We start from the raw sequence: 26,269 nt of genomic DNA on the forward strand, positions 1-26,269 counted from the left end.
ATGTGCCATAATACAAAGAGGCTTTTTGTCGCATACAAATTGCGTTTGAATTTTTTGTTGTCCTTGTCTTGTTTATAAAAAACAAACACTTGATTGGGCAAAATATAAGGCGGATTTGTGAGATTGATTTTTGTGCTGCTGACTATCTGACAGAAAATATATAGCTTCAGAATCTACAATCCACACACCATAAACAAAATCCCAAGCCTTAAGAGTAGAAAAACCAACAAATAAAGCCCAAACACATACAGACCAAAACGCAATACATTTTGTCATTATTGCTCTTTGCTTGAGTCTAGCTTTGTCTGGCTTGACTCTGTATCTAATATATCAAGCAATGGCGCAAACAATACAGGTTTATCTGCATAGATTGGGTCAAGATTCATCAATAGGTGGTGCGCTGATAGGGCATTTTATCGCACTTTTTTTGACAAAACCATTCACTGGCGTGATAGATTTCATATAATGTAGCGCATCATTTGTGTTGCCTTGATTAATGAGCGATTCTTTTACTTTTACCATTTGAGGATAGACAATCACTTGATAAAATTTCTCATCACTGCTTTTGGCAATCGCAAATACAATATCGTTTTTGTCTAGGCTACCAAGCGTTTTTGAAGAAGTGTTTGGCAATGCATAGATTGGTGATTTTGGTTTGAACTTTTCCTCATAAGGCATAAAGCAGCCTACCCCAAAAGGCACATAGCAGAGACTTTTAGATTCTTTGTCGGCTACGATTCCCTGCTCATCTTTATCTACAAAAAAATAAATCCAAAACGCAATCGTATCATCATAAGTATCCTCTGCCCACTGCATATCAACAACATCTCACGTTGGTGTAATGGTGTATGCTTGCGAGTTGGCAAGTAAATCCATTAAATCCATAGGAGAATCTAGCGATGAATCTGATGAGAGAGAATCTAGCAAATTTGCGGGTGAATGTGCAGATAAATTGATACTTGATTTTTTTGCGCTAATTATCGCATCTTCCCAAGGATTTGATGCGCTTTGATAGCCTGTATCAAGCAAATGCCTAACCCAAACAAACTGAATAAAGACATCAAGATTATCTGTATAGCCGTTTTGATTTGCTTGATATTTTTGCTCTGTAAAATCCTGCGCTTCTTGTTTATCTTTTTGCATATCTTGTGCTTGAAGGACGCAGCTCATAGCTACCAAAAATGCCAAAGCACAAGCGATATGACACTTGAAAAATCCCATATATACCTCCTTAGATTTGCCATATTATTTATTTGGTGTCAATCTCTTGGTGATTTTCTGAAATGTTGGTGGGTTGTGTGAGTGTTATTTTCTGTCGATTACAAAGTGTAGAATCTAAAAAATCCATAAAAAATTCCACACCTAATTTTTCACGGATTTTTGCATTAACTTCAAATATTTTGCTCTGTTTATTAAGTAGGTTTTTTAGATTATCATAATCTAGATTCATAATATTTAAGGCTTTTTTATAGTAGTCTTCTTCACAAAAAGCTATGGTTTGAGTAAAATCTAAAACAAGCTCTTTATACTCATTAAAGCTTATAGCAATTTCAGATTCTAGCTCTTGGATTGTGGATTTGAGATTGTGAAGTTTTTGACTCATATTTTTGTGCCATTGCAGGTAAGATTCTGTCGATAGTCGCAATGCCAAACCTTTGGCTTTGGCGATGTATTCTATCCGACTTTCACCCTGCTCCATAGGAAAGCTATCTGCCCAAAAATCAATAATATGCCCATAAACTCCGCTATCAACATACCCTGCAAAATAAAACCGCTCAAGCAAAGCAGAATCTATTGCGATGATTTTCTTTTTGATCTCAGCCTCATTGCCTATGCCACAAGCCAAAAACACATAATGGCTATTCTCGCGTAAAAGCTTACAAATCACCTGAAGATAGCGCACAGAATCTATCTTTGTCAATCGCCCTATCACACCTATGAGTTTTTTATCTTTTGGAAATCTAGCTCGCTCGCTATCAATCACCTCTTGCGCGACATTTGGCGTATAAAATAAAGAATCCATTTTTAGCGGAATCCCCAAAAACTCATACCCTTGATGTGTGATTTGTCTTTGATTATCGCAAATATGTGTCATTCTAAAATCAATACCCAAAATATCATACACATAATTGCCATGCGTATAAAAAACCTGAATCGGCGCACTTCGCGTAGAGAGCAAAAAATCGCTAATCCCATAGCCATTATTTGGGCTTATCAGCACAGATACTCCGTCTTCTTGCATTTTTTGGCGAAGTGCTAGGGCTTTTTGCAAATGTGAATTATGATATAAAGCCTTATTAAAAGGCTCACCCACATCAAAAATACTCACGCCTAAATCCTGCAAACTTTTTATCACTTGAAGATTATTTTCTGATTTTTCGATAAGGCTCATCGTGTAGATTCTGATTTCATATTGTTGATTAAATTTGTGATTGTTTATGAGGTTTTTAATCAAACTATATTCGACTTTAAATGGTGAGTTTTCTACAATCCTATCTCGTAAAATAGCTATTATTTTAAGTTTTTTATTAGAAAAAGTAGGAAGAAAAATAGGAAGTAATAAATGATTTTTTTGTGCAAAATCTTGATATATGATCGTTGCTTTTTTGGAGATCTCATCATTAAATTTTCTCCATTGATCTTGCGATGTAAAGCTATTTCCACACATATGATAGATAAAAAACTGAATATAAAGTGCCTCATCTATGCTTTGTGTATTATCAGAATCAAGCACAGCATAAAAAACCTTTTTCCAATCCTCATACAGATTGAGCCATGCTCGCGTATTGAAATACAACTTTATATTCCAAAATACATGCAACTGCCAATTTAACATATTTCTTCTATGAAGCGCAGAATCCACAGATTGCATAGCAAATCGCAATGCGCACTCAAGCCACCCAAAATCCACATGAAAAATTGCAAAAGATTCTGTGATGAATTGTGAAGTTTTTTGTGCGCTAAAGCTTGTAATATCGCAAAATACGATATGAGAAATCAAAAAACATAATCCATCATCAGCACTATATATTGCGTTTTGATCTATCGCAAATATTTGATTTTTAGGGTTTTTGAGAATCCTAGCCATAGCTCCAAGCTCAACAAGCATTACATATTCTTCATCGCTGACATTTTCTTTAAGCATTGTATCAACGAGTTTTACAAAAACTTCAAACCTTGAATCCTCCTCAAGATCGCGAGAAATAATAAATCCAAGATACAAAAACACAGAATCTAAAATATCCCCATTCTGAAAAATCTCAAAGATTCTATTGCGTAGATTCTGGCAAAAAAGCTTATAAAGTGCAAAATCCGCTTCAGATATGTGTGCTAATTTCACTGCTTCCACAGCTTTAAGCACAACATACTTTAACTCTTGTTTTGTCTGGGCAGATTGTAATGTATCAAGTAAATGCTGCATAAATCAAAATGGTGTTTTGTCTTGTGGCAGGGTTTGCGATGGCACTTTTGTATCAACAAGCCAAATATAATCAAGATCAAAATTCTTTGCATATGGCTTCACTTGCGCTGTGATATAGCCATAATCATGACTCACGGAGACGACTTCGCCGACTAAAACTCCCTTGATAAAAATGCCATCAAGCCCACTTGTAAAAACCTGATCGCCAATGTGAATTTCTTTCCATGAAGGAATAAAATCCGCAACTATATTTTCTGGAGATAGGCTATTGTAATGAATGATGGCTGGAATCTTCTCATCACCGATAAATACGCTATAACTGCTTTGCTTTTCACCATTGAGTAACCCAACAAGCTTCCTATCCTTGACAATAGCTATACCCAAAGCTTTTCCATCCTGAACGATTCCAAAAAGCCGTCCTTCTGGATAATGGCTTGTATCAAAGTCAATCCAAACTCGATTATAATTTCCCATTCCCACATACAAATACGCTCGAGCAGGCAAAAACTGCGCATCACGATAAAAAGTCTGCTGTGTATCAAACAACGATAAGGCATCGATTTCATTACGCACATTTTTGAGCTCTAGCTCAAGCTGATCGTAATCTTTGAGCTTTTCTTGGTATTTTTTTATTGTATGGGCTTGGTTGATGTATTGATTGTATTTTAGGGCGATCGCGTCTTTAGAATCTAGCACAAAAATTTTAATACCACCTCCGATACGCATGATATGATTTTGCAAAAAACTGCTTGAATCTATCGCAATAAAAAGCACTGCTATACATATAATCGTGATCGCAAGTGATTGGTATTTCATCGGTGAATTGTGGATTATTCGTATTTGCTTGTGTTATACAAAGTATCAAGCTCTTCGATAGCCTTTCCTGTGCCTTTTGCGACAGCAAGCAATGGCTCATCGCCGATAAACACAGGAAGCTTGATCGTGTCTGAAAGATAGCAATCAAGCCCGCGAATCAACGCACCTCCTCCTGTAAGCGTGAGTCCATTTTCTACCAAATCCCCTGCCAAATCTGCCGGCACAGATTCTATGACACTTTTGATAGCAGCACCGATTTCTCGTAATTGATCTTTAATCGCCTCGCGCACATCTTCGCTTGTAAGCTCGATAGCATTGAGTAATCCGCTCACCTGATCCCTTCCTTTGATCTGCATAGAAAGCGGTGTTTCAAGAGGAGCAGCCGCACCGATTTGGATTTTGATCTCTTCTCCTGCGCGCTCACCGATCAAAAGATTGTATTTTTTTCTGACATAATTCACAATTGCCATATCAAGCTTATCGCCAGCTACACGAATGGATTTAGAAATCACCAAACCTCCTAGTGAAATCACTCCAATCTCTGTGGTCCCACCTCCAATATCAACAATCAAGCTTCCTTGCGGTTCTTTAACAGGCAACCCAGCCCCAATCGCTGCAGCCATAGGCTCTTCTATCAAATACACTTCTCTTGCGCCAGCGCTCATAGCGGATTCTTTAACCGCCTTGCGCTCAACTCCTGTCAATCCATACGGCACACAAACCATAATCCTAGGACGAATGAGAGACTTTCTATTGTGTGCTTTTTCGATAAAATAGCGGATCATTTTTTCTGTGATGTCAAAATCTGCGATGACACCATCTTTCATAGGGCGGATAGCCCGAATCCCGCTTGGAGTTTTTCCTACCATTTCTTTGGCTTCATGCCCGACAGCCAAAATCTCGCCACTCTCTCTATCAAATCGATCAACGCGAACTGCCACAATAGATGGTTCATTGATGATAATTCCTTGTCCTTTGAGTAGCACAATCGTATTTGCTGTCCCCAAATCTATCGCAATATCATGCGAAAACATTCCAATCAATTTATTTAAAAACACTCTATGCTCCTTTTATTTTAGAGATTTTTTTATGTTTTATAAGCAGTGGTTTAGACTTTTTCTCTACACAATCTTTGGTAATGACAACCTCATACGATCGCAAAGATGGCAAATCAAACATAATATCTGTCATAAAGCCCTCGATAATAGCCTGCAAGCCCCTAGCTCCCGTCTTTCTTGCAATAGCTAAACGCGCTATTTCTTTTATGGCTTCTTTTTCAAACACAAGCTCAGCCCCATCAAGCTTAAAAAGCTTTTGATATTGTTTGATGAGTGCATTTTTGGGCTTTGTAAGAATATCAATCATCGCTTCTTGCGTGATCGCATCAAGCGTAGTAATCACATGCAACCGCCCGATAAGCTCCGGAATCAAACCATAAGCGACTAAATCATCTGGCTCTACATGATGAAGAATCTGCTCTTCTTGCTGAATCTTTGTCTGTTTTTCGCTACTAAATCCAAGCACATTATTACCCATTCGCCTTTTGATAATCTCACTCAATCCATCAAATGCCCCACCACAAATAAATAAAATATTGCTTGTATCTATTTGTATAAAATCTTGATTTGGGTGTTTTCTCCCACCTTTTGGTGGAATATTCACCACACTTCCTTCGATGATTTTAAGCAATGCCTGTTGCACGCCCTCGCCTGAAACATCTCGAGTGATTGAGCGGTTTTCTGAAAGTCTTGAGATCTTATCAATCTCATCGATAAAAACTATCCCTCTTTGTGCTTTTTGCACATCACCATCAGCGGCTTGAAAAAGTCGTGTCAAAATATTTTCCACATCTTCGCCGACATACCCAGCTTCTGTCAAACTTGTCGCATCTGAAATAGCTATAGGCAAATCCAAAAAGCGCGCCAAAGTCTGTGCCATAAGGGTTTTACCGCTTCCTGTGGGTCCTATAAGCAAAATATTTGATTTTGATATTTCGACATCATCAGAATCATCAGTGCTAGAATCATCACTATTGAGATTACTTAGAATCCTTTTGTAGTGGTTATACACTGCCACAGAAAATACCTTTTTGGCTTCTTCCTGCCCGATGACATATTCATCTAATTTGGCTTTGAGCTCTCGCGGAGAGGGTATTAAAGTAGAATCTACTGAAATTTTTTCTTTTATCGTTGATATGGATTTATCAGCCTTATTTTCGCCAAACGATCGCTGTGCGATGATGTGTTTATAAAATGCACTAATACAAACAAGACAAATCTTTGCCCTCACGCCGACATAATCCCTAACTCTGTCAGGATTAGTCAGAAGCGGAAAATCTTTTGTTTTTTCTCTACCGCAAAAATAGCATACATCTTTATCCATTAATGTCCTTTCGGATAGGTATTCCTCTTTGAGATTCTAAAATAAAATAGCATATTTTCTCTATGGATTCTAAGGCAGGTTGTGAGTCAAGCTCTTCTTGTGCGATTTGTCGTAATGGCGCATCAGAATGAAATAATTTGCGATAAAAGCTACTTATAGCATCAATTTCTTCGTGAGAAAATAGCTTTCTCATTCTGTGTTTATTGAGTCCGCGAATCACTGCGCGATTGCCTTCAGCCATACAAAATGGCGGAATATCTTGAGATAGGGCAGAAGCACCAGCTATCATCGCGCCATCGCCAACTTTGACAAACTGATGAACAGGCGTCATTCCGCCGATATTAACATAATCGCCAATTTCTATATGCCCGCCCAAAGTCGCATTATTTGCTAAGATACAATGATTGCCTATGATACAATCATGAGCGATATGCACAAATGCCATAAATAGATTCTGGTTGCCTATGATTGTTTTTTCGATACCACCTTTTGTGCCGGGATTAAACATACAATGCTCTCTAATCGTATTAAAATCTCCAATAATAAGCTCGACTTTTTCGCCATTATATTTCAAGTCTTGAGGTATAGTGCCTAAAACTGCATAAGGAAAAATTGTGTTGCTTTGTCCGATCGTTGTATGCCCCAAAATCGTTACATTATTATAAAGCTTTGTGTGATCGCCGATGGATACATCTTTGCCTATGACGCAAAACTCTCCAATCTCTACATTTTTACCAATTTTTGCGCCATTTTCGATAACTGCACTTTTGGCGATTTTGGCTCCGCACATTATTTTTCCTCTGTACTATCTGCAACCATAGCTTTAAGCTCGGCTTCACAGACTAATTTGCCATCGACAAAGGCTTTTGCGTCCAAAGACCAAACAGCACCCTTGTGTTTCAGCACTTCAAGATGATAATCCAATCTATCGCCCGGCACGACAGGAATACGAAATTTCACTCTATCAATCGTCATAAAATACACAATCTTACTTTCAGCAGCACTTATATCATCTCCCCAAGTGCTTACAAATGCCAAAACTCCTCCTGCTTGCGCCATTCCCTCTATAATCATCACGCCCGGATAAATCGGTTTGCTTGGAAAATGCCCCAAAAAAATCTGCTCATTTGCTGTTACATTTTTGTAACCTTCAACACATACATCTTTTTCTAACCGAGTAATCCTATCAACAAGAAGCAAAGGATAGCGATGTGGCAGAATCTTTTTGATCTTATTAATATCCATAACCATATCCATAATTTGTGCCTTTCTTATTTGTTACCTTAAGTTTCTATTGATTTTAAAAATCTAAATTATACATAATTTTTTTTAATTAAAACACTAAAATCTAAGAGATTGCATTTCATTTAAGATTCTATCTTTGATTTAGATTCTAAGTAATTGGATTCTAGAATGTAGATTCTGGTATTTAGCTCATAACATAATCTCTATTTATCTCTCATCTTTGATTGAAATCTACAAAATCTACAACTTGAAAGATTTTTTCTTCTTGAAAAACACTTTGTATTGTAATTTTTACATTATCGTATATGGGGTTTTCTATGATAATTATAGGATTTATGCTCTCATCGCCACAGATGATTTTTCGTATATGCAATTCGCATTCATAAGATAGCGGATTATAAAGCATATCGACAATATCTTTGTATGATGTTTGTGCCAAAGTATTCAAAGAATCCAGCGTCAAATACACACTATCATCTTTTTTGCTGATTCCGATTAAGAGCTTTTGACAAAGTGGGGGGTTTTGAGATGTGGTATTATGGGTAGCATTGTGAAATGTTTGAGTTGCAATTTGAGTATAACCCCAAAATATTTGCCCTGATTTACAATCCTTAGAATCTGAATGTGCCAAAATATAGCTTGGTATGACATTGCCATTTTGTGAGATTTTGCCTGATAAAAGCCTCCAAGTGATTTTTTTTCTTTGAGTGAGGATATAGTGCTGATTGTTTTTTTCAAGCATATCACGCAACGCAAAAATCTCTTGTCTTTCCTCAATACTTCCGGGTAGTTTTCTGCCTCCTATATCGCTTATCATCTCGAGACTCAAGCGGTTTTGCTTTTGTCTTTGCTGAGAAAGTGCAAAGGTGCAACCACAATAATTCTGTCTATATAAATTATCTTGCTTTGCAAGTTCATTTTGTCGCTGGACGCCACCATTAGATCGGACATTGACTTTGATAAAATCTAAGCCCATTTGCATACCGATTTGATCGCCTTGCTTGTAGAGAATCTCTTGCTCTTTCATGGGACTCGAAAGCAAAGTGGTTGTAAATTTTTGCTCTCCTAATTCTTGGGCTTTTTTGGCACTTTCTGTGAGCCGAATGTCAAAACATTTCAAGCACCTCTCGCCTTTTTCTGGCTCATTTTCCATTCCCCTTACGCCCACAAACCAATGCCTATCATTATATGCACCCTCGATAAGTCGGATACCAAGCATATCACAGCTTCTTTGCACATCACTTAGCCGCAAATCATATTCAGATTTTGGGTGTATGTTTGGATTATAAAAAAATCCCACAAAATCTTCATCTGGATATTTCTTTTTAAGCTCACTTAAAAAATAATGACTATCCACCGAGCAGCAAATATGCACGAGCATTACAAATCCTTTTTGTTATTGACAAAATAAATATACACAGCCACGCTTACGATCAAAAATACAGCCAAAAATACCAACAATACAATTTCCAATGGTTCCATTTTACTCCTTTATCGTTGTTTTATAAGTTGTTTCATGTGAAACGCAATCATCAAGATGGATTTTTTTCTCACGAAGTTGCCCACAAGCAGCGGAAATATCAATCCCTCTAGATTCTCGAATAGTAGCAAGCAATCCCTTATTTGTCAAAAAATCTGCAAATACCCTCACTTTTTGTATATCGGGTCGCTGGAATTTGGTGCGAGCATGAGGATTAAACAAAATAAGATTGACTTTTGCGCTGATTCCATTGAGGAGCTTAAGGAGTTTTTTTGCACTTGTAAGATCATCATTGATGTCTTTAATCACCAAATACTCAAACATAACTTTTTTTCTCGTATCGATAGGAAACTTCTTCACTGCCTCAATAATATTTTCAATATTGTATGTTTTATTCATAGGAATAAGCTGTGAACGTAGCTCATCATCAACCGCATGCAAAGAAATCGCAAGCTGCACGCTAAGCTTGAGCTCACCTAATTTATCTATAAAGGGGCTGATTCCGCTTGTCGATATAGTTTGTCTTTTTGGAGATATAGAAAGCCCGTCAAGCTCAGCGATGATTTGTATAGCTTTGACTACATTATCAAAATTATGCAACGGCTCACCCATTCCCATATAGACTATATTGACTCTCTTTTCTGGTGGAATCTTATTAAACTTTTTGAGATTGACAACTTGCTCGACAATCTCACCAGAATCTAAATTTCTTATAAATCCACCTTTTGCTGTCGAGCAAAAAGCACAGCCGACTTTGCAACCAATTTGACTTGAAATACAAAAAGTATATTTTTCGCTTTCCAATATTTTTCCATTTTGATCGATTTTTTTATCTTTCATTTTGAGAAAAACGCTCTCAAAAGTATGTCCATCTTTTGTTTTGAATAAATATTTTTTTGTCCCATCGACACTATGCTCTTGGGCTATACATTCAAGATTCTGAGCTGAAAACTCTTGGCTTAATTGCTCCCGCAATGTCTTTGGTAAATTCTGCATTGCCAAAAAATCTTTTTCATATTTTACATAGAGCCAATTATAAAGCTGTTTGGCTCGAAATGAAGGAGAGCAAATGGCAGACAAATCAGATAAAGAATAACTATAAATATTTTTTGTATTCATTTGCTATGTATTTCTCAAGCTCAATTTTTGCGCAACTTTGATTAATCAAAAAATCTCTATGCGCATTTTCATTGCAATAATTTGTGATACAAAAAATTCCACAAGCAGGAATATAAAATTCCTGTGCCACTCTCAAAACAGCAAAAAATTCCATATTTTCTATAAAGATTCCAGCATTTGTCATTTTGTTGGATACATTAGAATTGGTCGTGATGTAGTTTGAAGAATTGACTAAAATATGAGAATATGTTTCATGTGAAACTCCGGGCTGACTCTCAATCGCTATGCAATTTTCAAGCGGTGTATAACACTCTCCAAATAAAAAACCTGATTCGATTTGGGTCGCTTGAGTGCTCGTGCAAATAGAAAGCAATGGAATATCATAAGAATACGATCCTGCTGTGCCGACAAAAGTAACTTGCTTGACATTTTCTTTGAGACAAAGCTGAGTCAGTCCGATACTTGCCTCGACAAGTCCAACACCAATCGGTATGGCATATTTAATCATTTCATTTCGTCCAGCGCAAATTAACATCTCAAATCCTTATGGGAATATTTTGTTGTTTGAGGAATATTTTTAAATCGTGTATAGAGATTTCATTATTATGAAAAATACTCGCTGCCAATGCGGCATCAGCAAGATTTGCCTTAAAAATTTCTGCAATATCTTCCTTTTTGCCCGCTCCACCAGAAGCGATAATCGGACGACTTGTGCTTTGCCTCATTTGCTTCAATGTCTCAAGATCATAGCCTTGCTTTGTGCCATCAGTATCCATACTCGTCAATAAAAACTCTCCCGCTCCTTTGTCCTCACAAATTTTTGCCCAAGCACACATTTCAACATGTGTATTTTCACGCCCGCCTTTGATATAGACTTCTTTTTTGATTTGTTTTGCAGAATCTAACTTATCAGAATCTACCGCACTTCGCACATCAATCGCGACAACGATACATTGAGAGCCAAATCGCTTCGCACCTTGCGTGATGAGATCTGGATTCTGGATTGCTGCGCTATTTAAGCTTATCTTATCAGCCCCCGCATCAAGAAGCAAATACATATCCTCCAAATCTCTAATGCCCCCACCAATAGTCAGCGGAATATAGACATATTTAGAAATCTGTTTAATCAGCTCCACGATGATCTTTCTATGCTCAAAAGTCGCTGTAATATCCAAAATCACAATCTCATCTGCTCCAGCGTCATTATAAAATTGTGCCAATGCGACAGGATCGCCCATATCTTTTAAGCCGACAAAATTCACACCCTTTACAACAGAACCATTTTTAATATCTAAACAAGGAATAATTCTCCGAGCAAGATTATCCATATAATTTCCAACTCCATTAATTTTTTAAAATCATACTTTGAATTTACAAATAATTAATGAAAAAATTGATACAATAATTTTCACATTTTTAAGAGGGATTGATACTGCAACCTGAAGCTAAAAAATACTTTGGGCAGAATTTCTTAAAAGATTCTGCCGCTCTTGATAGGATCGTCCAATCGGTCTCCGATATACGAGAAAATAATAAACTCATAGAAATCGGGGTTGGCTTGGGTGATTTATCAGAAAGGCTATTGAGACTCTCGAGTCTAAAGACTTACGAAATCGATACCAATCTGTGTTCTTTTGTTTTGCGTAAATTTCAAAAATCACACAAAGATATGAAAAATAATTTCACATTAATCGAATGTGATGTGCTTTCACTTCCATTTCAGGAAGGTTGGCTTGAAAATGAAAAATATATTTTAGTATCTAATTTGCCATACTATATCGCGACACGAATTGTTATCAATGTCATCAAAGATCCATTATGCAGAGGATTTGTTGTGATGACACAAAAAGAAGTAGCTCAAAAATTTTGTGCGAATGAAGCAGATAAGCAATTTTGTGCTTTAAGTGTTTTGGCACAAAGTGTCGGAGAAGTGCAGATTCTCTTTGATGTGGCACCAGAGTGTTTTGAGCCTATGCCAAAAGTTTTTTCATCAGTATTTAAACTAACCAAATCCGATGAAACGCGCATTGAAGCAGGATTTGAAAATATGCTCAAAATCGCTTTTAATGCGCCTCGAAAAAAGCTACTCAATAATCTAGCGACACAATATGACAAACCAAAACTAGAATCTATTTTTACACAATTAGGTATTTCGCTTGATAAAAGACCGCACGAAGTTTCTACGCAAAACTATCACCATATTTACCAATACATAAAGGATTAGCGATGAATGAACCAAACCAAAATAACGAACCAAAAAAAAGATTTTTTCGTCCAAAATTTAAAAAGCCAGATTCTCAGCATACAGAGACAACTAAAGAAGCGCAACCTACGCAAAAAAGACAATGGCCAAACAAAAAGCCACATTCCCAAAGCCAAACCCATAGTGGCGCAAGAGAAGTGCAAGGAAGCAATGAAAGAGGCAATCTTGCATTCCATAAAGATCTCAAAAAAGGCGTTGAAACCAACACTAGAATCCAAAAAAACAGCCTCAATCCACATAACAAACTTGATCTCAACACCAAAGCAAAAGTAAGGATAACTCCTCTTGGTGGATTGGGTGAAATCGGCGGAAATATGATGGTAATGGAGACAGAAAATTCTGCGATAATAATTGATGTCGGAATGAGCTTTCCTGAAGAAAATATGCATGGAGTGGATATTTTGATTCCTGATTTTAGTTATTTGCAAACCATCAAAGACAAAATCGCTGGCGTTGTCATCACTCACGCACACGAAGATCACATTGGAGCTGTGCCATATTTATTCAAAGAATTGCAGTTTCCGCTTTATGGGACACCTTTGGCTCTTGGAATGATTGGCAATAAATTTGATGAGCATGGACTTAAAAAATTTCGATCATATTTTCGAGTCGTCCAAAAACGCCAACCCATTCAAATCGGAGATTTTGAGATTGAGTGGATTCACATCACGCACTCTATCATTGACTCATCAGCACTTGCTATCAAAACAGAAGCTGGGCTCATCATACACACTGGGGATTTCAAAATCGATCATACACCAATTGATAATCTTCCTACTGATCTTCACAGACTCGCACATTATGGCGAGCAGGGCGTTATGCTACTTTTAAGTGATTCGACCAATTCACACAAAACCGGTTGCACGCAAAGTGAAGCTGTGGTTGGACCGACATTTGATGCGCTATTTAAAAACGCAAGCGGAAGAGTGATTATGAGCACCTTTAGCTCAAATATCCACCGCGTCTATCAAGCCATAACTTATGGTATCAAATACAATAGAAAAGTCTCTGTCATAGGGCGATCAATGGAAAAAAATATCGACATCGCACGAGAGCTTGGCTATATTAATCTTCCAAGCAATATTTTTATCGAGGCACACGAGATTGAAAAATACCCTGATAATGAAGTGCTTATCGTAACTACCGGCTCACAAGGCGAGACAATGAGCGCATTATACAGAATGGCAACTGATGAACATCGCCATGTCAAAATCAAACCAAGCGATCTTATCATTCTTTCTGCCAAAGCCATTCCGGGCAATGAAGGTTCAGTCTCAGCGGTGCTTAATTTTCTTATGAAAGCAGGAGCGAGTGTCGCATATCAAGATTTCAGCGAAATCCATGTCAGCGGGCATGCCGCACAAGAAGAGCAAAAACTTATGTTGCGTTTGATTAAGCCAAAATTTTTCCTTCCTGTGCATGGCGAATACAACCATGTCGCCAAACACAAAGATACTGCAATCAAATGTGGGGTGCTTGAAAAAAACATATATCTTATGGAAGATGGCGATCAAATCGAGGTCAATCCAAGCTATATGCGCAAAGTGCGTAATGTAAAATCTGGCAAAATCTTTATCGATAATCAAGCCAATAAAGAAATCGATAATCTCACAGTCCAAGATCGAAATGATCTCGCACAATCTGGAATGGTTAGCATAGTTTTATTTATCAACAAAAACGAGCAAAAAATCCGATCACTAGAGCTTCAAACAATCGGCGTAGTCAGCACAAAAGAGCAAAAAGAAACGCACAAAGAGATAGAAGGCACACTTGAAATGGCTATCCGAAGTATGAAAAAAGAAACGCTTAATGACAAAAAATTGCTTGAAAACGAAGTGCGCAATTTGATACGAAAGTTTCTTTTCAAAAAAATCAAAAAATATCCAATTATTCTTACACATATTTTCACAGCATAATGGATACACAATGGATTATAGTCAAATTGCCAAAGAGATTTTAGAGCAAGAAGCAAAAGAGCTTTTAGATTCTGCAAAAAAATGTAGCACAATCCAATGGGATAAAATCATCACAGCAATCCTAGAATCTAAAGGCAAACTCATCGTGTGTGGAGTAGGAAAAAGTGGTCATATCGGAGCAAAAATTGCCGCCACACTCGCTAGCACTGGGACACCAAGCTTTTTTCTCCACCCGACAGAAGCCTTGCATGGTGATTTAGGAATGATCCAAAAAGAAGATATTGTTTTGGCTATCAGTTATAGTGGCGAAAGCAGTGAGATTCTAGAGATTTTTCCTCATCTCAAACGTCTAAGCAAAGCCACTATCACGATGAGTAAATCCATAGATTCTCCATTGAGTCGGCTTGGGGATTATTTTCTGCCGATTGCTATCTCCAAAGAAGCTTGCCCGATCCAAACAGCTCCGATGAGCTCAACAACGCTCACGCTTGCAATGGGTGATGCTTTGGCCGGGTGCTTGATGAAGGCACGAGGCTTCAGTAAAAAAGACTTTGGCAATCTCCACCCCGGCGGAAGTCTTGGCAAAAGGCTTTTTATCAAGATTTCAGATATTATGCAAACAACAAACCTTCCGATCATCACACCAGAAACTCCACTCAAAGATGCAATTGTCATTATGAGTGAAAAAAGATTGGGCAACGCAATAATCGCAAAAGATAATACACTTGTAGCAGTTCTAAGCGATGGAGATTTGCGAAGGGCAATGATGCGTGATGATTTTGATGTAAATGCGCCAGCACTACATTTTGCGACACACAACCCAAAAGTATGCACCAACAAAGATCAGCTCGCAAGCCAAACGCTAGATTTTATAGAGCAAAACAAAATCCAGCTTTTAGTCATTGTCGATGAAAACAATAAAATTTTAGGTGCTGTGCATATACATACGCTTATTAGCATAGGAATCAAACCTTAAAACAAGCAAAAGGAGTAGAATTATGTTTGAAAAAATCAATGAAATTATCGCTAGAATCGAAGAGATTCGAGATGAGATACAGATTCTGCTTGGAATGGGTAAAATCAGCTTTGTGGATTATATTATGATTAAACGTGGCTCTATGGATATGCCCGAGCATTTGCAAATGTCTGTTTTGGGGCAGATAAACGAACAAGTCGATAAACTCAAAGAGCAAATCGACTTACTCAATAAAATCAAACGCGAAATGCTTGTTTTTTAATCAAATCCAACTACTTTGGCACTCTCTCAAACTATAATACAAAAGGTCGATTCAGCCCGATACCAATCTCAAGCATAAGCACGAAATTATGAGTCGTAGGATAATAAAAAGCGGGCGTATCAATAGGATTCATATGATAATAAATACCCTTAAGATTCATATAAAAATCCGGCGTCTCAAAAATACTTTTGGCTCGCTGGCACCTCTTGTGCCATAGCATTTCCTCTACGCAATATTCCAAAAGAAGCCTCGATCCTATAACTACCATCAAATCTCTTGCTAGCCCTTGCATCGGATACATAATAGCGATGTCTCACATTAGTAGTAAAGCTCACTCTAGATTCTAGTCCAAATGTCTGCGTTAGCAAGGTGCGATTAAAAATACCTCCACCTATAAAAAACATATAATTTGCAAACCGCGTATTTGTATCATCAAGTGCTACATCATAAGATTCAAGAGGCATGGCAAAGTAAATAAAAGTCGGTGTTCTCAAAGAGCCAAGATTTATCCCGATACGAGGCTCAACAGCCAAAAGCTAATTTGTGTCTTTTTTGGACGCACCGCCTTGCTTCATATCAAGATAAGAAGCCCCATATCCACCTCTAACAACACCTCCAAAATAAAACCACTTGAAATAATGATCATCTGATAGTGATAAATACCCGCCTACATTATCTGAAGTTACAGCATTAGAGCCAAAGCTTGAATAATACCCTCCAATCCCCAAACGCCCATCTTCACAATAAAAATCCTCAGAGCATTTATATGCCAATGCGCTACCACACAATAAAGCAACACATAATACATGGTTTATAGCAAGCTTGCAAATATTCATCACATCTCCTCAATCATCAAAAATAAAATGGATTCATACTATACTATAAATGCTTAAAATCTATATAAAGTCAAAATCATGAAAATAAAAAGTGATATGAAAGACAAAAAGTGGTGGCTCGAGGCGGAATCGAACCACCGACACGGAGATTTTCAGTCTCCTGCTCTACCGACTGAGCTATCGAGCCTTATATTTGAGAGATAAAAGATTTAAAAATAGGATTTTGCCTAAGATTGTTTAAAAATTTGCTTAAACGATGAAAATCTGTTAGAATGCGACTTTAAAATTAACGATAGACAATATGGATTCTAGTGAAATACAAATTACAAGGATTCCAAAACATACAAAGCAGAATCTAGAATCTATGCAAACACAAAAAGCAAATGATAAAACCAGTGTAAAGAAATTCTAGATTTTTGAATAAATTTTGGGGTTTTGCAAGGTGAGCGAATGAGTCACTACTTTTCGTGCGTCGCTAATTAAGAGAGCTGAAGCAATCCGCAAAACCTACTAAAAAGCTAGAATTTAGAATCTAGATTTTCAAACAAAGGAAAAATATGAATCTTATATCATGGAATGTCAATGGTCTGCGCGCGTGTATGAACAAGGGCTTTATGGAGTTTTTTAACGCCATTGACGCTGATGTCTTTTGTATCCAAGAATCTAAGATGCAGCGCGATCAGGCAAGCTTTGACTTCCCGCGCTATGAGGAGTATTGGAACAGCGCGCAAAAAAAAGGCTACTCAGGCGTGGCGATCTTTAGCAAGACAAAGCCCTTAAGCGTCTCCTATGATATGGGTATCGCACACCACGACCTTGAGGGGCGCATCATCACTGCTGAATACAAGGACTTCTATCTTGTCAATGTCTATACGCCAAACAGCAAGCGCGAGCTTGAGCGGCTAGAGTATCGTATGGAGTGGGAAGATGACTTCCGCGCGTTTGTCAAGAATCTCGAGAAAACAAAGCCTGTGGTAATCTGTGGCGATCTCAATGTCGCACACAAAGAAATCGATCTCAAAAACCCCAAGACAAACCGCAGGAACGCAGGCTTCACCGATGAGGAGCGCAAGAAATTTAGCAAACTTTTAGATTCTGGCTTCACAGATACCTTCCGCTACTTCTACCCAGATAAAGAGGGTGCATATAGCTGGTGGAGCTACATGGGCAAAGCGCGAGAGAACAACACCGGCTGGCGGATTGACTACTTTTTGTGCTCACAGATTTTAGATTCTAGGCTCAAAGACGCTAGAATCTATCCTGAGATAATGGGGAGCGATCATTGTCCTGTCGGGCTTGAGATTGATATTTCATAATGATTCTTAAATCTTTAGCGATTTTTATACTTAGTGCATTTTTGGAAGTTGGTGGCGGGTATTTGGTTTGGCTTTGGCTCAAAAGCGGCAAACCGCTTTATATCGGGCTGTGTGGCTGTATTTTGCTGACTCTTTATGGTATAGTGGCTACCTTTCAGGCTCAAGGATTTGGGCGCGTGTATGCGACTTATGGGGGCATTTTTATTGCGTTTTCTATTTTGTGGGCTATGTGGTTTGATGATTTTAAGCCCGATAAATGGGATATGATAGGCGCATTTATCGCACTTTTTGGGGTTGGTATCATTATGTATATGCCACGCGACTAGATTTTTGCTCGCTAGATTCTCGCACACATAGAATCTAAGAGCAAGAATCTTTGCTGTTATTTAAGCAAATTCAGAATCTAAATCTATTTCATCTATTATAAATGCTTTACTTTGGCTTTAAAGTCTTATGATAACAACTCCTCCTAGATTCTTCGGTCAGCGATTGCCCCTCACTCAGAATAAATAAACCTCCTAGATTCTAGACTTTATCAATCAAACTTTTTTCCTCAAACTTTTCCTCTTGAAGAAGCACTTTTTCTATCTGCTGTATTTGCTTTGAATGCAATGCGACATAAAATTTCAGATGGTTTTTAACCTCCATATATTTGGTGCTTATATTGCTTTGCAAATCGTTTGCATTGCTTAAATCGCGCTCATCGCTTTCAAATAGCCCACACTCAAAGCCAAGCTGTATAAGCCTTTTAGATTCTGCTAAATCTTGGGCAAACAGCCCATAGCCCAAACCAAAATTTCCCCTCAAAGCCTCATTGCCAACGATATAAAATCCGATATGAGATTCTAGTTTCGCATTGTTTATAGTCGCGAGATTGCTCTTATCTATCCTCGCGATATTTGTCTCAAAAAGCGAAGCCTTCTCCAAAGACAGCCCATGCGTAATCGCATAATCAATCTTGCTCGCCTGATAAAGCGCATAGACGCATTTAGCCTCATCGTCCAAAAACGGCAATCTCCGCGTCCCATGAGAGATTTTGCTATACACCGCCTCAAAATCCACATCACGCAAGACTTTGCTATTTGCTCGCACCGCACAAAGTGCTGCTTCATTGACAAGCGTAGCGATCATCGCTCCGCTAAAGCCTGAAGTTTTTTGTGTGATTTCTTGTGTGTCGATTTGGTGTGGTTTATCGCGCAAATACATCTCAAGCATTTCTTTTCGCTCCGTAAGATTTGGTAGCTCAATAAAAATCCGCCTATCAAATCTCCCACTTCGCAAAAGCGCGCTATCAAGTGCTTCTATATGATTTGTCGCACCAATGACAATCACACCACTATTATCGCTAAATCCGTCCATCTCCATCAAAAGCTGATTGAGCGTGCTTTCTCGCTCGTTGTTGTTTGATTCTAGTCCGCGCTTCTTGCCTATCGCATCAATTTCATCGATAAAAATAATAGAAGGCGCGCTAGCCTTTGCTACACTAAAAAGCTCTCGAACTCTTTTTGCGCCCACGCCCACATACATTTCAACAAAGCTTGCGCCACTTTGATAAAAAAACGGCACGCCAGATTCTCCTGCTAACGCTTTGGCAATTAATGTCTTGCCAACTCCGGGCGCGCCAGAGAGCAAAACACCCTTTGGCAAAGTGATATGAAGTTTTTGGTATTTAGAGGGGTTTTTGAGAAAATCCACAATCTCCAAAAGCTCCTCTTTTGCTTCTTTGATCCCAGCTACATCTCTAAAGGTAATATGTGAATGTATCGGTTGGATTCTAGATTCTATGGAATTTGACATAGAAGAGATAGGTGAAGTAACTTTAGGCTGATACGACAATATATAACGCGCGATAAAATACACAATTACAACAACCACAAAAACTATAACCAAGAAAAATACCCATGTAATATTTGACTTTACTTCGATTGGCAGCTCGGCAAGCTTGGGCATATTTGGATTTATCTGCGATTTTGGCACTCGATAAAAAAATTCATCGCCAAACTTATTATAAGATTCTAGATAAAAATATTCACCTCGTATATATACTTTATTTATCTCATTGGTTTGTAAAATTTTTTGAAATTTATCAGCTGAAACAATCTGTGAGCTATCACGCAAGACCAAAACAGCACTCAAAATAAGCAAAATAATGCACCCGATAATAACGACTAAAAGATGCTTAGATTTTGGCATAATTCATATCCTCCTGCACCTCGTATTTTTCTAGGCAAAACCACTGCGGAAGTCGCGCATTTGATTCTATAACAATCTTATTAAAAAATTCATCTAATCCATAATAACAATCGCCAATTTGTTTCTCAAGCAGAATCCAAAGCGGTTTATTTTGGGCTTTGTGTGCTTGTCTAAATGCAAGATTCTTGGCTTTGATACATTCGCTTAATGCATGCAATCTTTGCTTTGCCTCATCTCCGCGCACTTTTGGGCTCATAAGAGCTGAAGGCGTGCCATCGCGCACCGAATACACAAACGGATGAATATGTGTGAGTGGCAAATATTTTGCATTTTCTAGTGCTTCTTGCCATATTTGCTCGCTCTCACCCGGGTGTCCTACGATAAAGTCCGTCCCAATCGCATAACCTAGTTTTGCAATGCGCTCCAAAAGCAAAAAATCACTCTCTACGCGATTGATTCTATTCATTTTGGCTAGAATCTCATTTTGCGTGTATTGTAACGCGATATGCAAATGCTTCTCAAGCTTTTCATGTCCTAAAAGCGTGAAAAACTCCTCGTCAATTTGGCTTGGCTCAAGGCTTCCTATGCGGATTCTTTTGAGTTGTTTAATCCTAAAAAGCTCTCTAAGCAATGCAGTAATACTACTTTTTTTATCCCTCCCATAGCTTCCGACATTTGTCCCTGTAAGCACAATCTCAAGCACACCTTTCTCTACTAGAATCTCAACTTGCTTAATAATCTGTCGCATATCATAACTTCGCGCCGCTCCTCGCACTGAAGGAATAATACAATAACTACACGCAAAATCACAGCCCTCTTGGATCTTGATAAATGCTCGAGACTTGCCGACAAATTCGCTAATAATCGTAGAATCTAAATGCCTCTCTTCAAGCCTGTCTTCATAAAAAAACCGCTCATTTAAAAGCAATGCGCGATTGAGATTCTCCTTATGGCTATGTCCCAAAACCCCACTGACAAGATGATTTTCAAAAAGTGCCCTGCCTTGTGTTTTGACCCCACAGCCTGCAAATATCACCCTCTTGCCATCGTTGTGTGCTTTTCTAATATAATTACGCACCCCAGAATCTGCGCCATTTGTTACCGTGCAAGAATTCACAACCACAATCTGTGCTTCTTGTTCGCTCTGCGTGCATTCAAAATCACTAAGATTCTCGCGCATCACTTGTGTATCATAAAGATTAGTGCGACAGCCAAAAGTCTTAAAAAATACTTTTTGCTTAGACATCATTATCCTTATTGTCTTGAGTATCTGTGGCGATTGCTCGTTTTGTAATGTCTTTATTACCAAAGCCATCATTTGGAGTTTGGACAAATTTTGTCGTATCATATGCGATGAATATATCAGGCTCTTTTAAAATAAGCTGCATAATCTCCAAAGAAATAGTCGATCGCAATGATAATGTAGCATAAGAATTTGTCTGATACCATACTGAGATTTTGATCCCATTTGGCTCGATAAAGCTATAAGTTCGAGGCTCTGTGTTAGAATTACGCAATGAATATTTATCGCGCATTTTGCGGAGTTGTTTTTTTGTTACTTGTGTGTAGCCTTTGGAATATTTAATAGCCACTTCTGTGGCGATTTTGACAGCTTTTTGGTAATTAGAATCAAATGTAATGCTAAAATCTATCCCGTCCCAAACAGTTCTCATTCCACCATGTGTGTAGTTTGCGATCATCATTGTGAAAATATAATTATTTGGTATAAAAATAATTCTTCCTGCGCGTCTATTAGTCATATAGCTTGTGAGTGTAATATCTTCATGGATTGTGATACGAAGCATAGAAATATCAAGCACATCGCCGATATAAATTGAGCCATCTTTTTCAACCCTAATCCTATCGCCTACATGGATACTCCCACCAATCACAATCACAATCCAGCCAAGCACGCTCATAAATAAATCTTTCATCGCAATAGCCAAGCCCGCTGAAGCAAAACCTAGCACCGCAACGACATAAGTTACATTTTCCATATAGCTAAAGAGCAAAATAAGCACGATGATTGTGATATTAAAAAAATTAATCACCTTACTAAAAGTATATGTGCGCTCATTATCTTTGATATAGCGACGCACGATGATTTTTAGCAGCAACGCAAGCCCAATACTAATCAAAACCGCCATACCAATATAGCCAAGCTTTAGGATTTGCGTCTTGATTCCGCTATAAATTTGCCCATACACCTCATCATATTTTTTGTTATAAATATCAATTGTTGTTGAGAGGATATTATGCGCGCCTTGAAACTCCAAAAGCTCAATCTGCACAGAATAAATATCTTCGATAATTGTTGGCGATTTATCAACCTTAGAAAGCTCAATCAAGAGATTGTATTTATTATTGACAAGTGCCATAACGCCATTGAGGCTGTTTTTTGTAGATTCTAGTGTATTGCGCTGGGTTTGGAGATTTTTGATGTAAGAAATACCACTAAAAATAATCAAAGGATTACTGATGATTGGTGGTTCTGGAATTTCTGGTTTTTGTATGAGATCTTGAAATGGATTGTCTTTGTAGTCTTTAAGAATATCAAGCTGTTTTTCTAAAGTCTCAAGTATGTGCTTTTTTTCTACGATGAGTTGCAAGCTTTGCGGATTTGAGCTATCGATATTTTTGAGATCGTCTTTGATTTTATCAATCTGATTTGATATGGTATGGTATTCTGTGTAGTTTGTGTATCTCTTAAGCCATACGCTATCATTTTTTTGCAATGCAGAATCTATATTCTCAATCTGTGTCCTTAGATTTTTGGCAAGCGGATTTGGTGATATTTGCATAGGGCTTTCATCTATCTTTGCTGCGCTTAATACTCCACACAAACAGCACACACACACAACATAAAAACTTGCATTTGTTATTTTCACTTGATAAACCTCATTCAATACTCATTTATCTTGGCAAACTTATTCTTAATTGGATTTAAGGATTTTGACTTGAGAATTTCCACACTTAAGAATTATCACTTTGGTTGTAGCATTATAGCTTATTTACAGCGACAAATTTATACAAAGATAAGAATATGATTTATTTTGGTTTATTTATCCAAAAAAGCCTTTTTTAAATCACAAGCTGCCCTCTTTGGATCGCTAGAATCCATAATCGCTCTAACAACAGCGATTCCACTTAGCCCGATCCCGCGAAGATCGGTGATAATATCTCTATCTATTCCGCCGATAGCCACCACAGGCAAAAAAGTGCGATGGGTGTGAGAAGTGCTGGGCTCTTGTAGATTCTGCAAGGCTTTTAGATTCTGTGGATTCTGAAAAATAAAATCTTGCGGATCTTGTGAAGTCATTTGTGAAGCGCGCAGAATCTGTGAGGCTTGATGTATTATGCTTTTGAGTCCATTTATACCGATAACAGCACTATCATTTTTGCTTGTTGTCGCTCGCACTGCACCTACACCCAAATAATCCACACTGCCAATATCACCACTCTTTTGCAAATCACTCAGATGCTTTGGCTCTCTCACGCTAAGCCCGATGATCTTGTCATCTCCTAGAATCCTACGCGCCACGGATAAGGGCATATCATCTTGCCCGATATGCACGCCACTAGCATTGCACGCTAAAGCGATATCGATTCTGTCATTGATGAGTAATGGAATCTGGAATCTATCGCACAGAATCTTTACTTTTGTCGCAAGATGATAAAACGCCTTGCTGCTTAAATGCTTTTCTCGAAGCTGAATAATATCCACACCGCCCTCAATGGCTTGTTTGATGATAGAGAGAAACTCCTCTTGGCTTCTATCGCCTTGAGTAGCGACAAGATAAAGGCTTAAGGGCAGGGCTTTTGGGCTAGATTCTGGCATTAGACAATCTCTTAGGCAATCTCATTCTCATTACACATAGCCTCCATAGCCCATTACAATCCACATCTTAAGATTATAAGCACCTAAATCCTAATCCTCAATAATCACGCGTCCATTGGCTTGTTGTACGGGGCGATTGTTTTTGCCTATAATGTTTGTAAATTGCTCTATTTGATCTTTTGAGGCACTCATGGGCTCTTTTGGAATAATCCAAATCACGCCCTCTGTGCAAGGTGGCGTTGTCAAAGAACCATCAAGGCGATAATATGGGGCATTGCTTTTGACTAGATTTGCAATATCCACCACTTCTATATTATTTGTTTCTCCGCTTTTTTGAGGCATTTTATCCCAGATTTGTTGGATTGTTGGATTCTGCTTTCCTTCTTGAAACATCACAGCCACCACAAGCATTTGCCCATCGCTACTTTTATGCACAAGATGCGCTACCATTGGGTAATGCTTATTGTCGATTGTGTATTCTGATGGCGTATGAAAATGCACTTGCACGAGCTCAAATTTTGTATTTTGCAGTGTAAAGCTTGAGCCACTTTTGAAATTCACCTGTATAGAATGCCCGTTATTCACGACATTTTGGGCGGTATTATTGAGATAGCTAAAATGCAGATTATTTTTGCTTTTTGCAGGGATTATGTTTTGAGATTCTATGTTGATTGGCGATTGGTATTTGCCATATTTGCACGCGTGAAATTCATTTGCAATATCACCCCATTTTGATACCTCATCATACGACCAATGCTTATGCTCCTCCGCATATCCAAAACTTAGCAAACCGCAGATAATTGCACCCATTACATGTAATTTTTTTGTATTTTTCATATTTACTCCTTTTATTCTTGACTAAAAGTTAAAATACTAAACCCTTTTATATTAAAGCACAATAAAATATTTCCAAATTTTTGAATAAATTGTGAAGTTACACAAAGCATAATATGATTTTAAAGTGTTTTAGGTATAATCTCGCATTTAAAAAGGAGGCAATATGCTACTTTTCACACCCGGACCAACACCCGTTCCAGAATCCTTGCGACAAGCAATGGCTCTGCCAACCATACATCACAGGACAAAAGAATTTGAAGCGATTTTTGCAAAAGCACGAGAGGAGCTAAAAGCACTTTTAGGATTGCCTGAAGTGCTTATGCTTGCAAGTAGCGGAAGTGGTGCTATGGAGGCAGGCGTTCTAAGTTTATGCAAATCCAAGCTTTTAAGCATAAATTGCGGTAAATTTGGCGAGCGATGGGGCAAAATTGCCAAAGCGCATAAGATTCCAAACACAGAAATCACACATCAATGGGATACTCCAGCAAATGTAGATGAGGTGCTTGAAGCCCTAAAAAGCGATTCTCAAATCGATGCAGTAGCTATCCAGATATGCGAATCTGCCGGTGGATTGCGCCACCCAGTCGAAAACATAGCAAAAGCTATCAAATCCTTTAACCCAAATATCATAGTCATCGCTGATGCGATCACTGCAATGGGTGTTGAGCCTATCGATACAACGCACATCGACGCGCTCATTGGCGGAAGCCAAAAAGCCTTTATGCTGCCTCCGGGAATGAGTATCATCGGGCTTTCACAATATGCCATAGACATCATAGAAGAGCGCAATGTAGGGCTGTATTTTAATCTTGCTACCGAGCTTAAAAATCAGCGCAAAAACACAACCGCTTGGACTGCACCGACAACCATTATCATCGGACTTGTGGCGTTTTTTGATCTTGTAGCCAAAAATGGCGGAATCCAAAATCTCTACGTACACACAAAAAAGCTCTCTATTGCCACACAAAGCGCGTTAGAATCTTTAGGGCTTCGTATTTACCCCAAAGAAAAAGCCCTTGCGATGACGACAATCTATGATGAAGCAAATGCTGCAAACATACGAAGCACGCTCAAAACATTTGATGTGAATGTCGCCGCCGGTCAAGATCATCTCAAAGAAAAAATCTTTCGTATCAATCACATGGGAATCATTCCAATTTATGAGGCTACGTGGGTTGTCAATGCGGTAGAGCTAAGCCTTGATGTGCTTCATATCAGGGCATTTGATGGCAGTGCCAATAAAGTATTTTTGGATTCTTATTACAAAAGCTAATGCCAACAATTCATTCAAAATCAAGCACACCAAAAACTAATGTGCCAAAATCTAACATTTCAAAATCTTTAGATTCCGGCGCGCTAGATTCTCACA

Annotated in this window: 27 protein-coding genes and 1 tRNA gene; 7 read left to right on the forward strand and 21 right to left on the reverse strand. The window is 38.2% G+C overall.

Annotation, left to right across the window (positions count from 1 at the left end; all coding sequences use genetic code 11):
- Positions 1 to 72: 72 nt before the first annotated feature.
- The 13 genes from DY109_RS02880 to hisF form a co-directional block, all read right to left on the reverse strand.
- Positions 73 to 276 (reverse strand): hypothetical protein, encoded by a 204-nt coding sequence (locus DY109_RS02880; protein WP_023947482.1) that lies wholly within the window; start codon positions 274 to 276, stop codon positions 73 to 75.
- 99 nt (positions 277 to 375) lie between these two features.
- Entirely contained in the window at positions 376 to 816 is a 441-nt protein-coding gene (locus tag DY109_RS02885; RefSeq protein ID WP_023947478.1) for a hypothetical protein, read from the reverse strand.
- Between the two features lie 12 nt (positions 817 to 828).
- Entirely contained in the window at positions 829 to 1,221 is a 393-nt protein-coding gene (locus tag DY109_RS02890; RefSeq protein WP_023947476.1) for a hypothetical protein, read from the reverse strand.
- 28 nt (positions 1,222 to 1,249) lie between these two features.
- A complete protein-coding gene (locus tag DY109_RS02895; protein WP_023947474.1) occupies positions 1,250 to 3,421 on the reverse strand; it encodes a glycosyltransferase family protein in 2,172 nt (723 codons plus the stop codon).
- Between the two features lie 3 nt (positions 3,422 to 3,424).
- Positions 3,425 to 4,237, reverse strand: a complete 813-nt coding sequence (mreC, locus tag DY109_RS02900; RefSeq protein ID WP_023947472.1) for a rod shape-determining protein MreC — start codon at positions 4,235 to 4,237, stop codon at positions 3,425 to 3,427.
- Between the two features lie 14 nt (positions 4,238 to 4,251).
- Positions 4,252 to 5,295, reverse strand: a complete 1,044-nt coding sequence (locus DY109_RS02905) for a rod shape-determining protein (RefSeq protein WP_023947471.1) — start codon at positions 5,293 to 5,295, stop codon at positions 4,252 to 4,254.
- A 1-nt stretch (position 5,296) separates the two neighbouring features.
- Positions 5,297 to 6,619: an ATP-dependent protease ATP-binding subunit ClpX gene (gene clpX, locus DY109_RS02910; protein ID WP_023947469.1), complete on the reverse strand. Its 1,323-nt coding sequence runs from the start codon at positions 6,617 to 6,619 to the stop codon at positions 5,297 to 5,299.
- Positions 6,612 to 7,409: an acyl-ACP--UDP-N-acetylglucosamine O-acyltransferase gene (gene lpxA / locus DY109_RS02915; RefSeq protein ID WP_023947466.1), complete on the reverse strand. Its 798-nt coding sequence runs from the start codon at positions 7,407 to 7,409 to the stop codon at positions 6,612 to 6,614. Before lpxA ends, clpX begins: the two co-directional genes overlap by 8 nt.
- On the reverse strand, positions 7,409 to 7,870 hold the full coding sequence (gene fabZ, locus DY109_RS02920) for a 3-hydroxyacyl-ACP dehydratase FabZ (protein WP_081714884.1): 462 nt from the start codon (positions 7,868 to 7,870) through the stop codon (positions 7,409 to 7,411). Before fabZ ends, lpxA begins: the two co-directional genes overlap by 1 nt.
- A gap of 208 nt (positions 7,871 to 8,078) precedes the next feature.
- Positions 8,079 to 9,245 (reverse strand): epoxyqueuosine reductase QueH, encoded by a 1,167-nt coding sequence (locus DY109_RS02925; RefSeq protein ID WP_023947463.1) that lies wholly within the window; start codon positions 9,243 to 9,245, stop codon positions 8,079 to 8,081.
- Between the two features lie 102 nt (positions 9,246 to 9,347).
- Entirely contained in the window at positions 9,348 to 10,463 is a 1,116-nt protein-coding gene (gene rlmN, locus DY109_RS02930) for a dual-specificity RNA methyltransferase RlmN (protein WP_023947461.1), read from the reverse strand.
- A complete protein-coding gene (locus tag DY109_RS02935) occupies positions 10,441 to 10,998 on the reverse strand; it encodes a phosphorylase family protein (protein ID WP_023947459.1) in 558 nt (185 codons plus the stop codon). Before DY109_RS02935 ends, rlmN begins: the two co-directional genes overlap by 23 nt.
- A gap of 1 nt (position 10,999) precedes the next feature.
- Positions 11,000 to 11,791, reverse strand: a complete 792-nt coding sequence (gene hisF, locus DY109_RS02940; RefSeq protein WP_023947457.1) for an imidazole glycerol phosphate synthase subunit HisF — start codon at positions 11,789 to 11,791, stop codon at positions 11,000 to 11,002.
- A gap of 98 nt (positions 11,792 to 11,889) precedes the next feature.
- Between hisF and rsmA the strand changes: the two genes are divergently transcribed.
- From rsmA to DY109_RS02960, 4 genes are read left to right on the forward strand one after another with little or no spacing between them, the layout of a single operon-like run.
- Entirely contained in the window at positions 11,890 to 12,687 is a 798-nt protein-coding gene (gene rsmA, locus DY109_RS02945) for a 16S rRNA (adenine(1518)-N(6)/adenine(1519)-N(6))-dimethyltransferase RsmA (RefSeq protein ID WP_023947455.1), read from the forward strand.
- A gap of 2 nt (positions 12,688 to 12,689) precedes the next feature.
- A complete protein-coding gene (locus DY109_RS02950; protein WP_023947453.1) occupies positions 12,690 to 14,642 on the forward strand; it encodes a ribonuclease J in 1,953 nt (650 codons plus the stop codon).
- A gap of 10 nt (positions 14,643 to 14,652) precedes the next feature.
- Positions 14,653 to 15,618, forward strand: a complete 966-nt coding sequence (locus tag DY109_RS02955; RefSeq protein WP_023947452.1) for a KpsF/GutQ family sugar-phosphate isomerase — start codon at positions 14,653 to 14,655, stop codon at positions 15,616 to 15,618.
- Positions 15,619 to 15,640: 22 nt separating this feature from the next.
- Positions 15,641 to 15,880: a DUF2443 family protein gene (locus DY109_RS02960; RefSeq protein WP_023947451.1), complete on the forward strand. Its 240-nt coding sequence runs from the start codon at positions 15,641 to 15,643 to the stop codon at positions 15,878 to 15,880.
- A gap of 176 nt (positions 15,881 to 16,056) precedes the next feature.
- Here the strand turns inward: DY109_RS02960 and DY109_RS02965 are convergent, their stop codons facing one another.
- The 3 genes from DY109_RS02965 to DY109_RS02975 form a co-directional block, all read right to left on the reverse strand.
- Positions 16,057 to 16,413 carry a hypothetical protein gene (locus tag DY109_RS02965; RefSeq protein WP_023947449.1) on the reverse strand — a complete coding sequence of 119 codons (357 nt, stop codon included), beginning with the start codon at positions 16,411 to 16,413 and terminating at the stop codon, positions 16,057 to 16,059.
- A 3-nt stretch (positions 16,414 to 16,416) separates the two neighbouring features.
- Positions 16,417 to 16,716 (reverse strand): hypothetical protein, encoded by a 300-nt coding sequence (locus DY109_RS02970; protein ID WP_023947448.1) that lies wholly within the window; start codon positions 16,714 to 16,716, stop codon positions 16,417 to 16,419.
- A gap of 111 nt (positions 16,717 to 16,827) precedes the next feature.
- Positions 16,828 to 16,903, reverse strand: a tRNA-Phe gene (locus tag DY109_RS02975).
- Positions 16,904 to 17,273: 370 nt separating this feature from the next.
- On the opposite strand from DY109_RS02975, the gene DY109_RS02980 reads away from it, so the two are divergent.
- Both DY109_RS02980 and DY109_RS02985 read left to right on the forward strand, forming a co-directional pair.
- Positions 17,274 to 18,032, forward strand: a complete 759-nt coding sequence (locus tag DY109_RS02980) for an exodeoxyribonuclease III (RefSeq protein ID WP_023947447.1) — start codon at positions 17,274 to 17,276, stop codon at positions 18,030 to 18,032.
- Positions 18,032 to 18,358, forward strand: coding sequence for a YnfA family protein (locus tag DY109_RS02985; protein WP_023947446.1), 327 nt, complete (start codon positions 18,032 to 18,034; stop codon positions 18,356 to 18,358). Before DY109_RS02980 ends, DY109_RS02985 begins: the two co-directional genes overlap by 1 nt.
- 199 nt (positions 18,359 to 18,557) lie before the next feature.
- Here DY109_RS02985 and DY109_RS02990 read toward each other — a convergent pair whose 3' ends face one another.
- From DY109_RS02990 to DY109_RS03010, 5 genes are all read right to left on the reverse strand, one after another.
- Positions 18,558 to 20,225: an AAA family ATPase gene (locus DY109_RS02990; RefSeq protein ID WP_023947445.1), complete on the reverse strand. Its 1,668-nt coding sequence runs from the start codon at positions 20,223 to 20,225 to the stop codon at positions 18,558 to 18,560.
- Positions 20,212 to 21,474: a tRNA (N(6)-L-threonylcarbamoyladenosine(37)-C(2))-methylthiotransferase MtaB gene (gene mtaB / locus DY109_RS02995; RefSeq protein ID WP_034549435.1), complete on the reverse strand. Its 1,263-nt coding sequence runs from the start codon at positions 21,472 to 21,474 to the stop codon at positions 20,212 to 20,214. The genes DY109_RS02990 and mtaB overlap by 14 nt, the downstream gene beginning before the upstream one ends.
- Positions 21,464 to 23,026 carry a mechanosensitive ion channel family protein gene (locus DY109_RS03000; RefSeq protein ID WP_051404623.1) on the reverse strand — a complete coding sequence of 521 codons (1,563 nt, stop codon included), beginning with the start codon at positions 23,024 to 23,026 and terminating at the stop codon, positions 21,464 to 21,466. Before DY109_RS03000 ends, mtaB begins: the two co-directional genes overlap by 11 nt.
- Positions 23,027 to 23,283: 257 nt before the next feature.
- On the reverse strand, positions 23,284 to 24,063 hold the full coding sequence (gene thiE / locus DY109_RS03005) for a thiamine phosphate synthase (RefSeq protein WP_023947439.1): 780 nt from the start codon (positions 24,061 to 24,063) through the stop codon (positions 23,284 to 23,286).
- Positions 24,064 to 24,153: 90 nt separating this feature from the next.
- On the reverse strand, positions 24,154 to 24,900 hold the full coding sequence (locus tag DY109_RS03010; RefSeq protein WP_023947437.1) for a carbonic anhydrase: 747 nt from the start codon (positions 24,898 to 24,900) through the stop codon (positions 24,154 to 24,156).
- Between the two features lie 163 nt (positions 24,901 to 25,063).
- Between DY109_RS03010 and DY109_RS03015 the strand changes: the two genes are divergently transcribed.
- Positions 25,064 to 26,173, forward strand: coding sequence for a pyridoxal-phosphate-dependent aminotransferase family protein (locus DY109_RS03015; protein WP_023947435.1), 1,110 nt, complete (start codon positions 25,064 to 25,066; stop codon positions 26,171 to 26,173).
- Positions 26,174 to 26,269 lie beyond the last annotated feature (96 nt).

Source organism: Helicobacter fennelliae (assembly GCF_900451005.1).
In the GTDB taxonomy this organism is placed as follows: Bacteria; Campylobacterota; Campylobacteria; order Campylobacterales; family Helicobacteraceae; genus Helicobacter_B; species Helicobacter_B fennelliae.

What these genes read in the sequence shown, in the direction of transcription:
- DY109_RS02880 (WP_023947482.1), bottom strand. Translation starts at nt 276, where the DNA reads ATGACAAAATGTATTGCGTTTTGGTCTGTATGTGTTTGGGCTTTATTT.
- DY109_RS02885 (WP_023947478.1), bottom strand. Translation starts at nt 816, where the DNA reads ATGCAGTGGGCAGAGGATACTTATGATGATACGATTGCGTTTTGGATT.
- DY109_RS02890 (WP_023947476.1), bottom strand. Translation starts at nt 1,221, where the DNA reads ATGGGATTTTTCAAGTGTCATATCGCTTGTGCTTTGGCATTTTTGGTA.
- DY109_RS02895 (WP_023947474.1), bottom strand. Translation starts at nt 3,421, where the DNA reads ATGCAGCATTTACTTGATACATTACAATCTGCCCAGACAAAACAAGAG.
- mreC (WP_023947472.1), bottom strand. Translation starts at nt 4,237, where the DNA reads ATGAAATACCAATCACTTGCGATCACGATTATATGTATAGCAGTGCTT.
- clpX (WP_023947469.1), bottom strand. Translation starts at nt 6,619, where the DNA reads ATGGATAAAGATGTATGCTATTTTTGCGGTAGAGAAAAAACAAAAGAT.
- lpxA (WP_023947466.1), bottom strand. Translation starts at nt 7,409, where the DNA reads ATGTGCGGAGCCAAAATCGCCAAAAGTGCAGTTATCGAAAATGGCGCA.
- fabZ (WP_081714884.1), bottom strand. Translation starts at nt 7,870, where the DNA reads ATGGTTATGGATATTAATAAGATCAAAAAGATTCTGCCACATCGCTAT.
- DY109_RS02925 (WP_023947463.1), bottom strand. Translation starts at nt 9,245, where the DNA reads ATGCTCGTGCATATTTGCTGCTCGGTGGATAGTCATTATTTTTTAAGT.
- rlmN (WP_023947461.1), bottom strand. Translation starts at nt 10,463, where the DNA reads ATGAATACAAAAAATATTTATAGTTATTCTTTATCTGATTTGTCTGCC.
- DY109_RS02935 (WP_023947459.1), bottom strand. Translation starts at nt 10,998, where the DNA reads ATGTTAATTTGCGCTGGACGAAATGAAATGATTAAATATGCCATACCG.
- hisF (WP_023947457.1), bottom strand. Translation starts at nt 11,791, where the DNA reads ATGGATAATCTTGCTCGGAGAATTATTCCTTGTTTAGATATTAAAAAT.
- DY109_RS02950 (WP_023947453.1), top strand. Translation starts at nt 12,690, where the DNA reads ATGAATGAACCAAACCAAAATAACGAACCAAAAAAAAGATTTTTTCGT.
- DY109_RS02955 (WP_023947452.1), top strand. Translation starts at nt 14,653, where the DNA reads ATGGATTATAGTCAAATTGCCAAAGAGATTTTAGAGCAAGAAGCAAAA.
- DY109_RS02960 (WP_023947451.1), top strand. Translation starts at nt 15,641, where the DNA reads ATGTTTGAAAAAATCAATGAAATTATCGCTAGAATCGAAGAGATTCGA.
- DY109_RS02970 (WP_023947448.1), bottom strand. Translation starts at nt 16,716, where the DNA reads ATGAATATTTGCAAGCTTGCTATAAACCATGTATTATGTGTTGCTTTA.
- DY109_RS02980 (WP_023947447.1), top strand. Translation starts at nt 17,274, where the DNA reads ATGAATCTTATATCATGGAATGTCAATGGTCTGCGCGCGTGTATGAAC.
- DY109_RS02985 (WP_023947446.1), top strand. Translation starts at nt 18,032, where the DNA reads ATGATTCTTAAATCTTTAGCGATTTTTATACTTAGTGCATTTTTGGAA.
- DY109_RS02990 (WP_023947445.1), bottom strand. Translation starts at nt 20,225, where the DNA reads ATGCCAAAATCTAAGCATCTTTTAGTCGTTATTATCGGGTGCATTATT.
- mtaB (WP_034549435.1), bottom strand. Translation starts at nt 21,474, where the DNA reads ATGATGTCTAAGCAAAAAGTATTTTTTAAGACTTTTGGCTGTCGCACT.
- DY109_RS03000 (WP_051404623.1), bottom strand. Translation starts at nt 23,026, where the DNA reads ATGCAAATATCACCAAATCCGCTTGCCAAAAATCTAAGGACACAGATT.
- thiE (WP_023947439.1), bottom strand. Translation starts at nt 24,063, where the DNA reads ATGCCAGAATCTAGCCCAAAAGCCCTGCCCTTAAGCCTTTATCTTGTC.
- DY109_RS03010 (WP_023947437.1), bottom strand. Translation starts at nt 24,900, where the DNA reads ATGAAAAATACAAAAAAATTACATGTAATGGGTGCAATTATCTGCGGT.
- DY109_RS03015 (WP_023947435.1), top strand. Translation starts at nt 25,064, where the DNA reads ATGCTACTTTTCACACCCGGACCAACACCCGTTCCAGAATCCTTGCGA.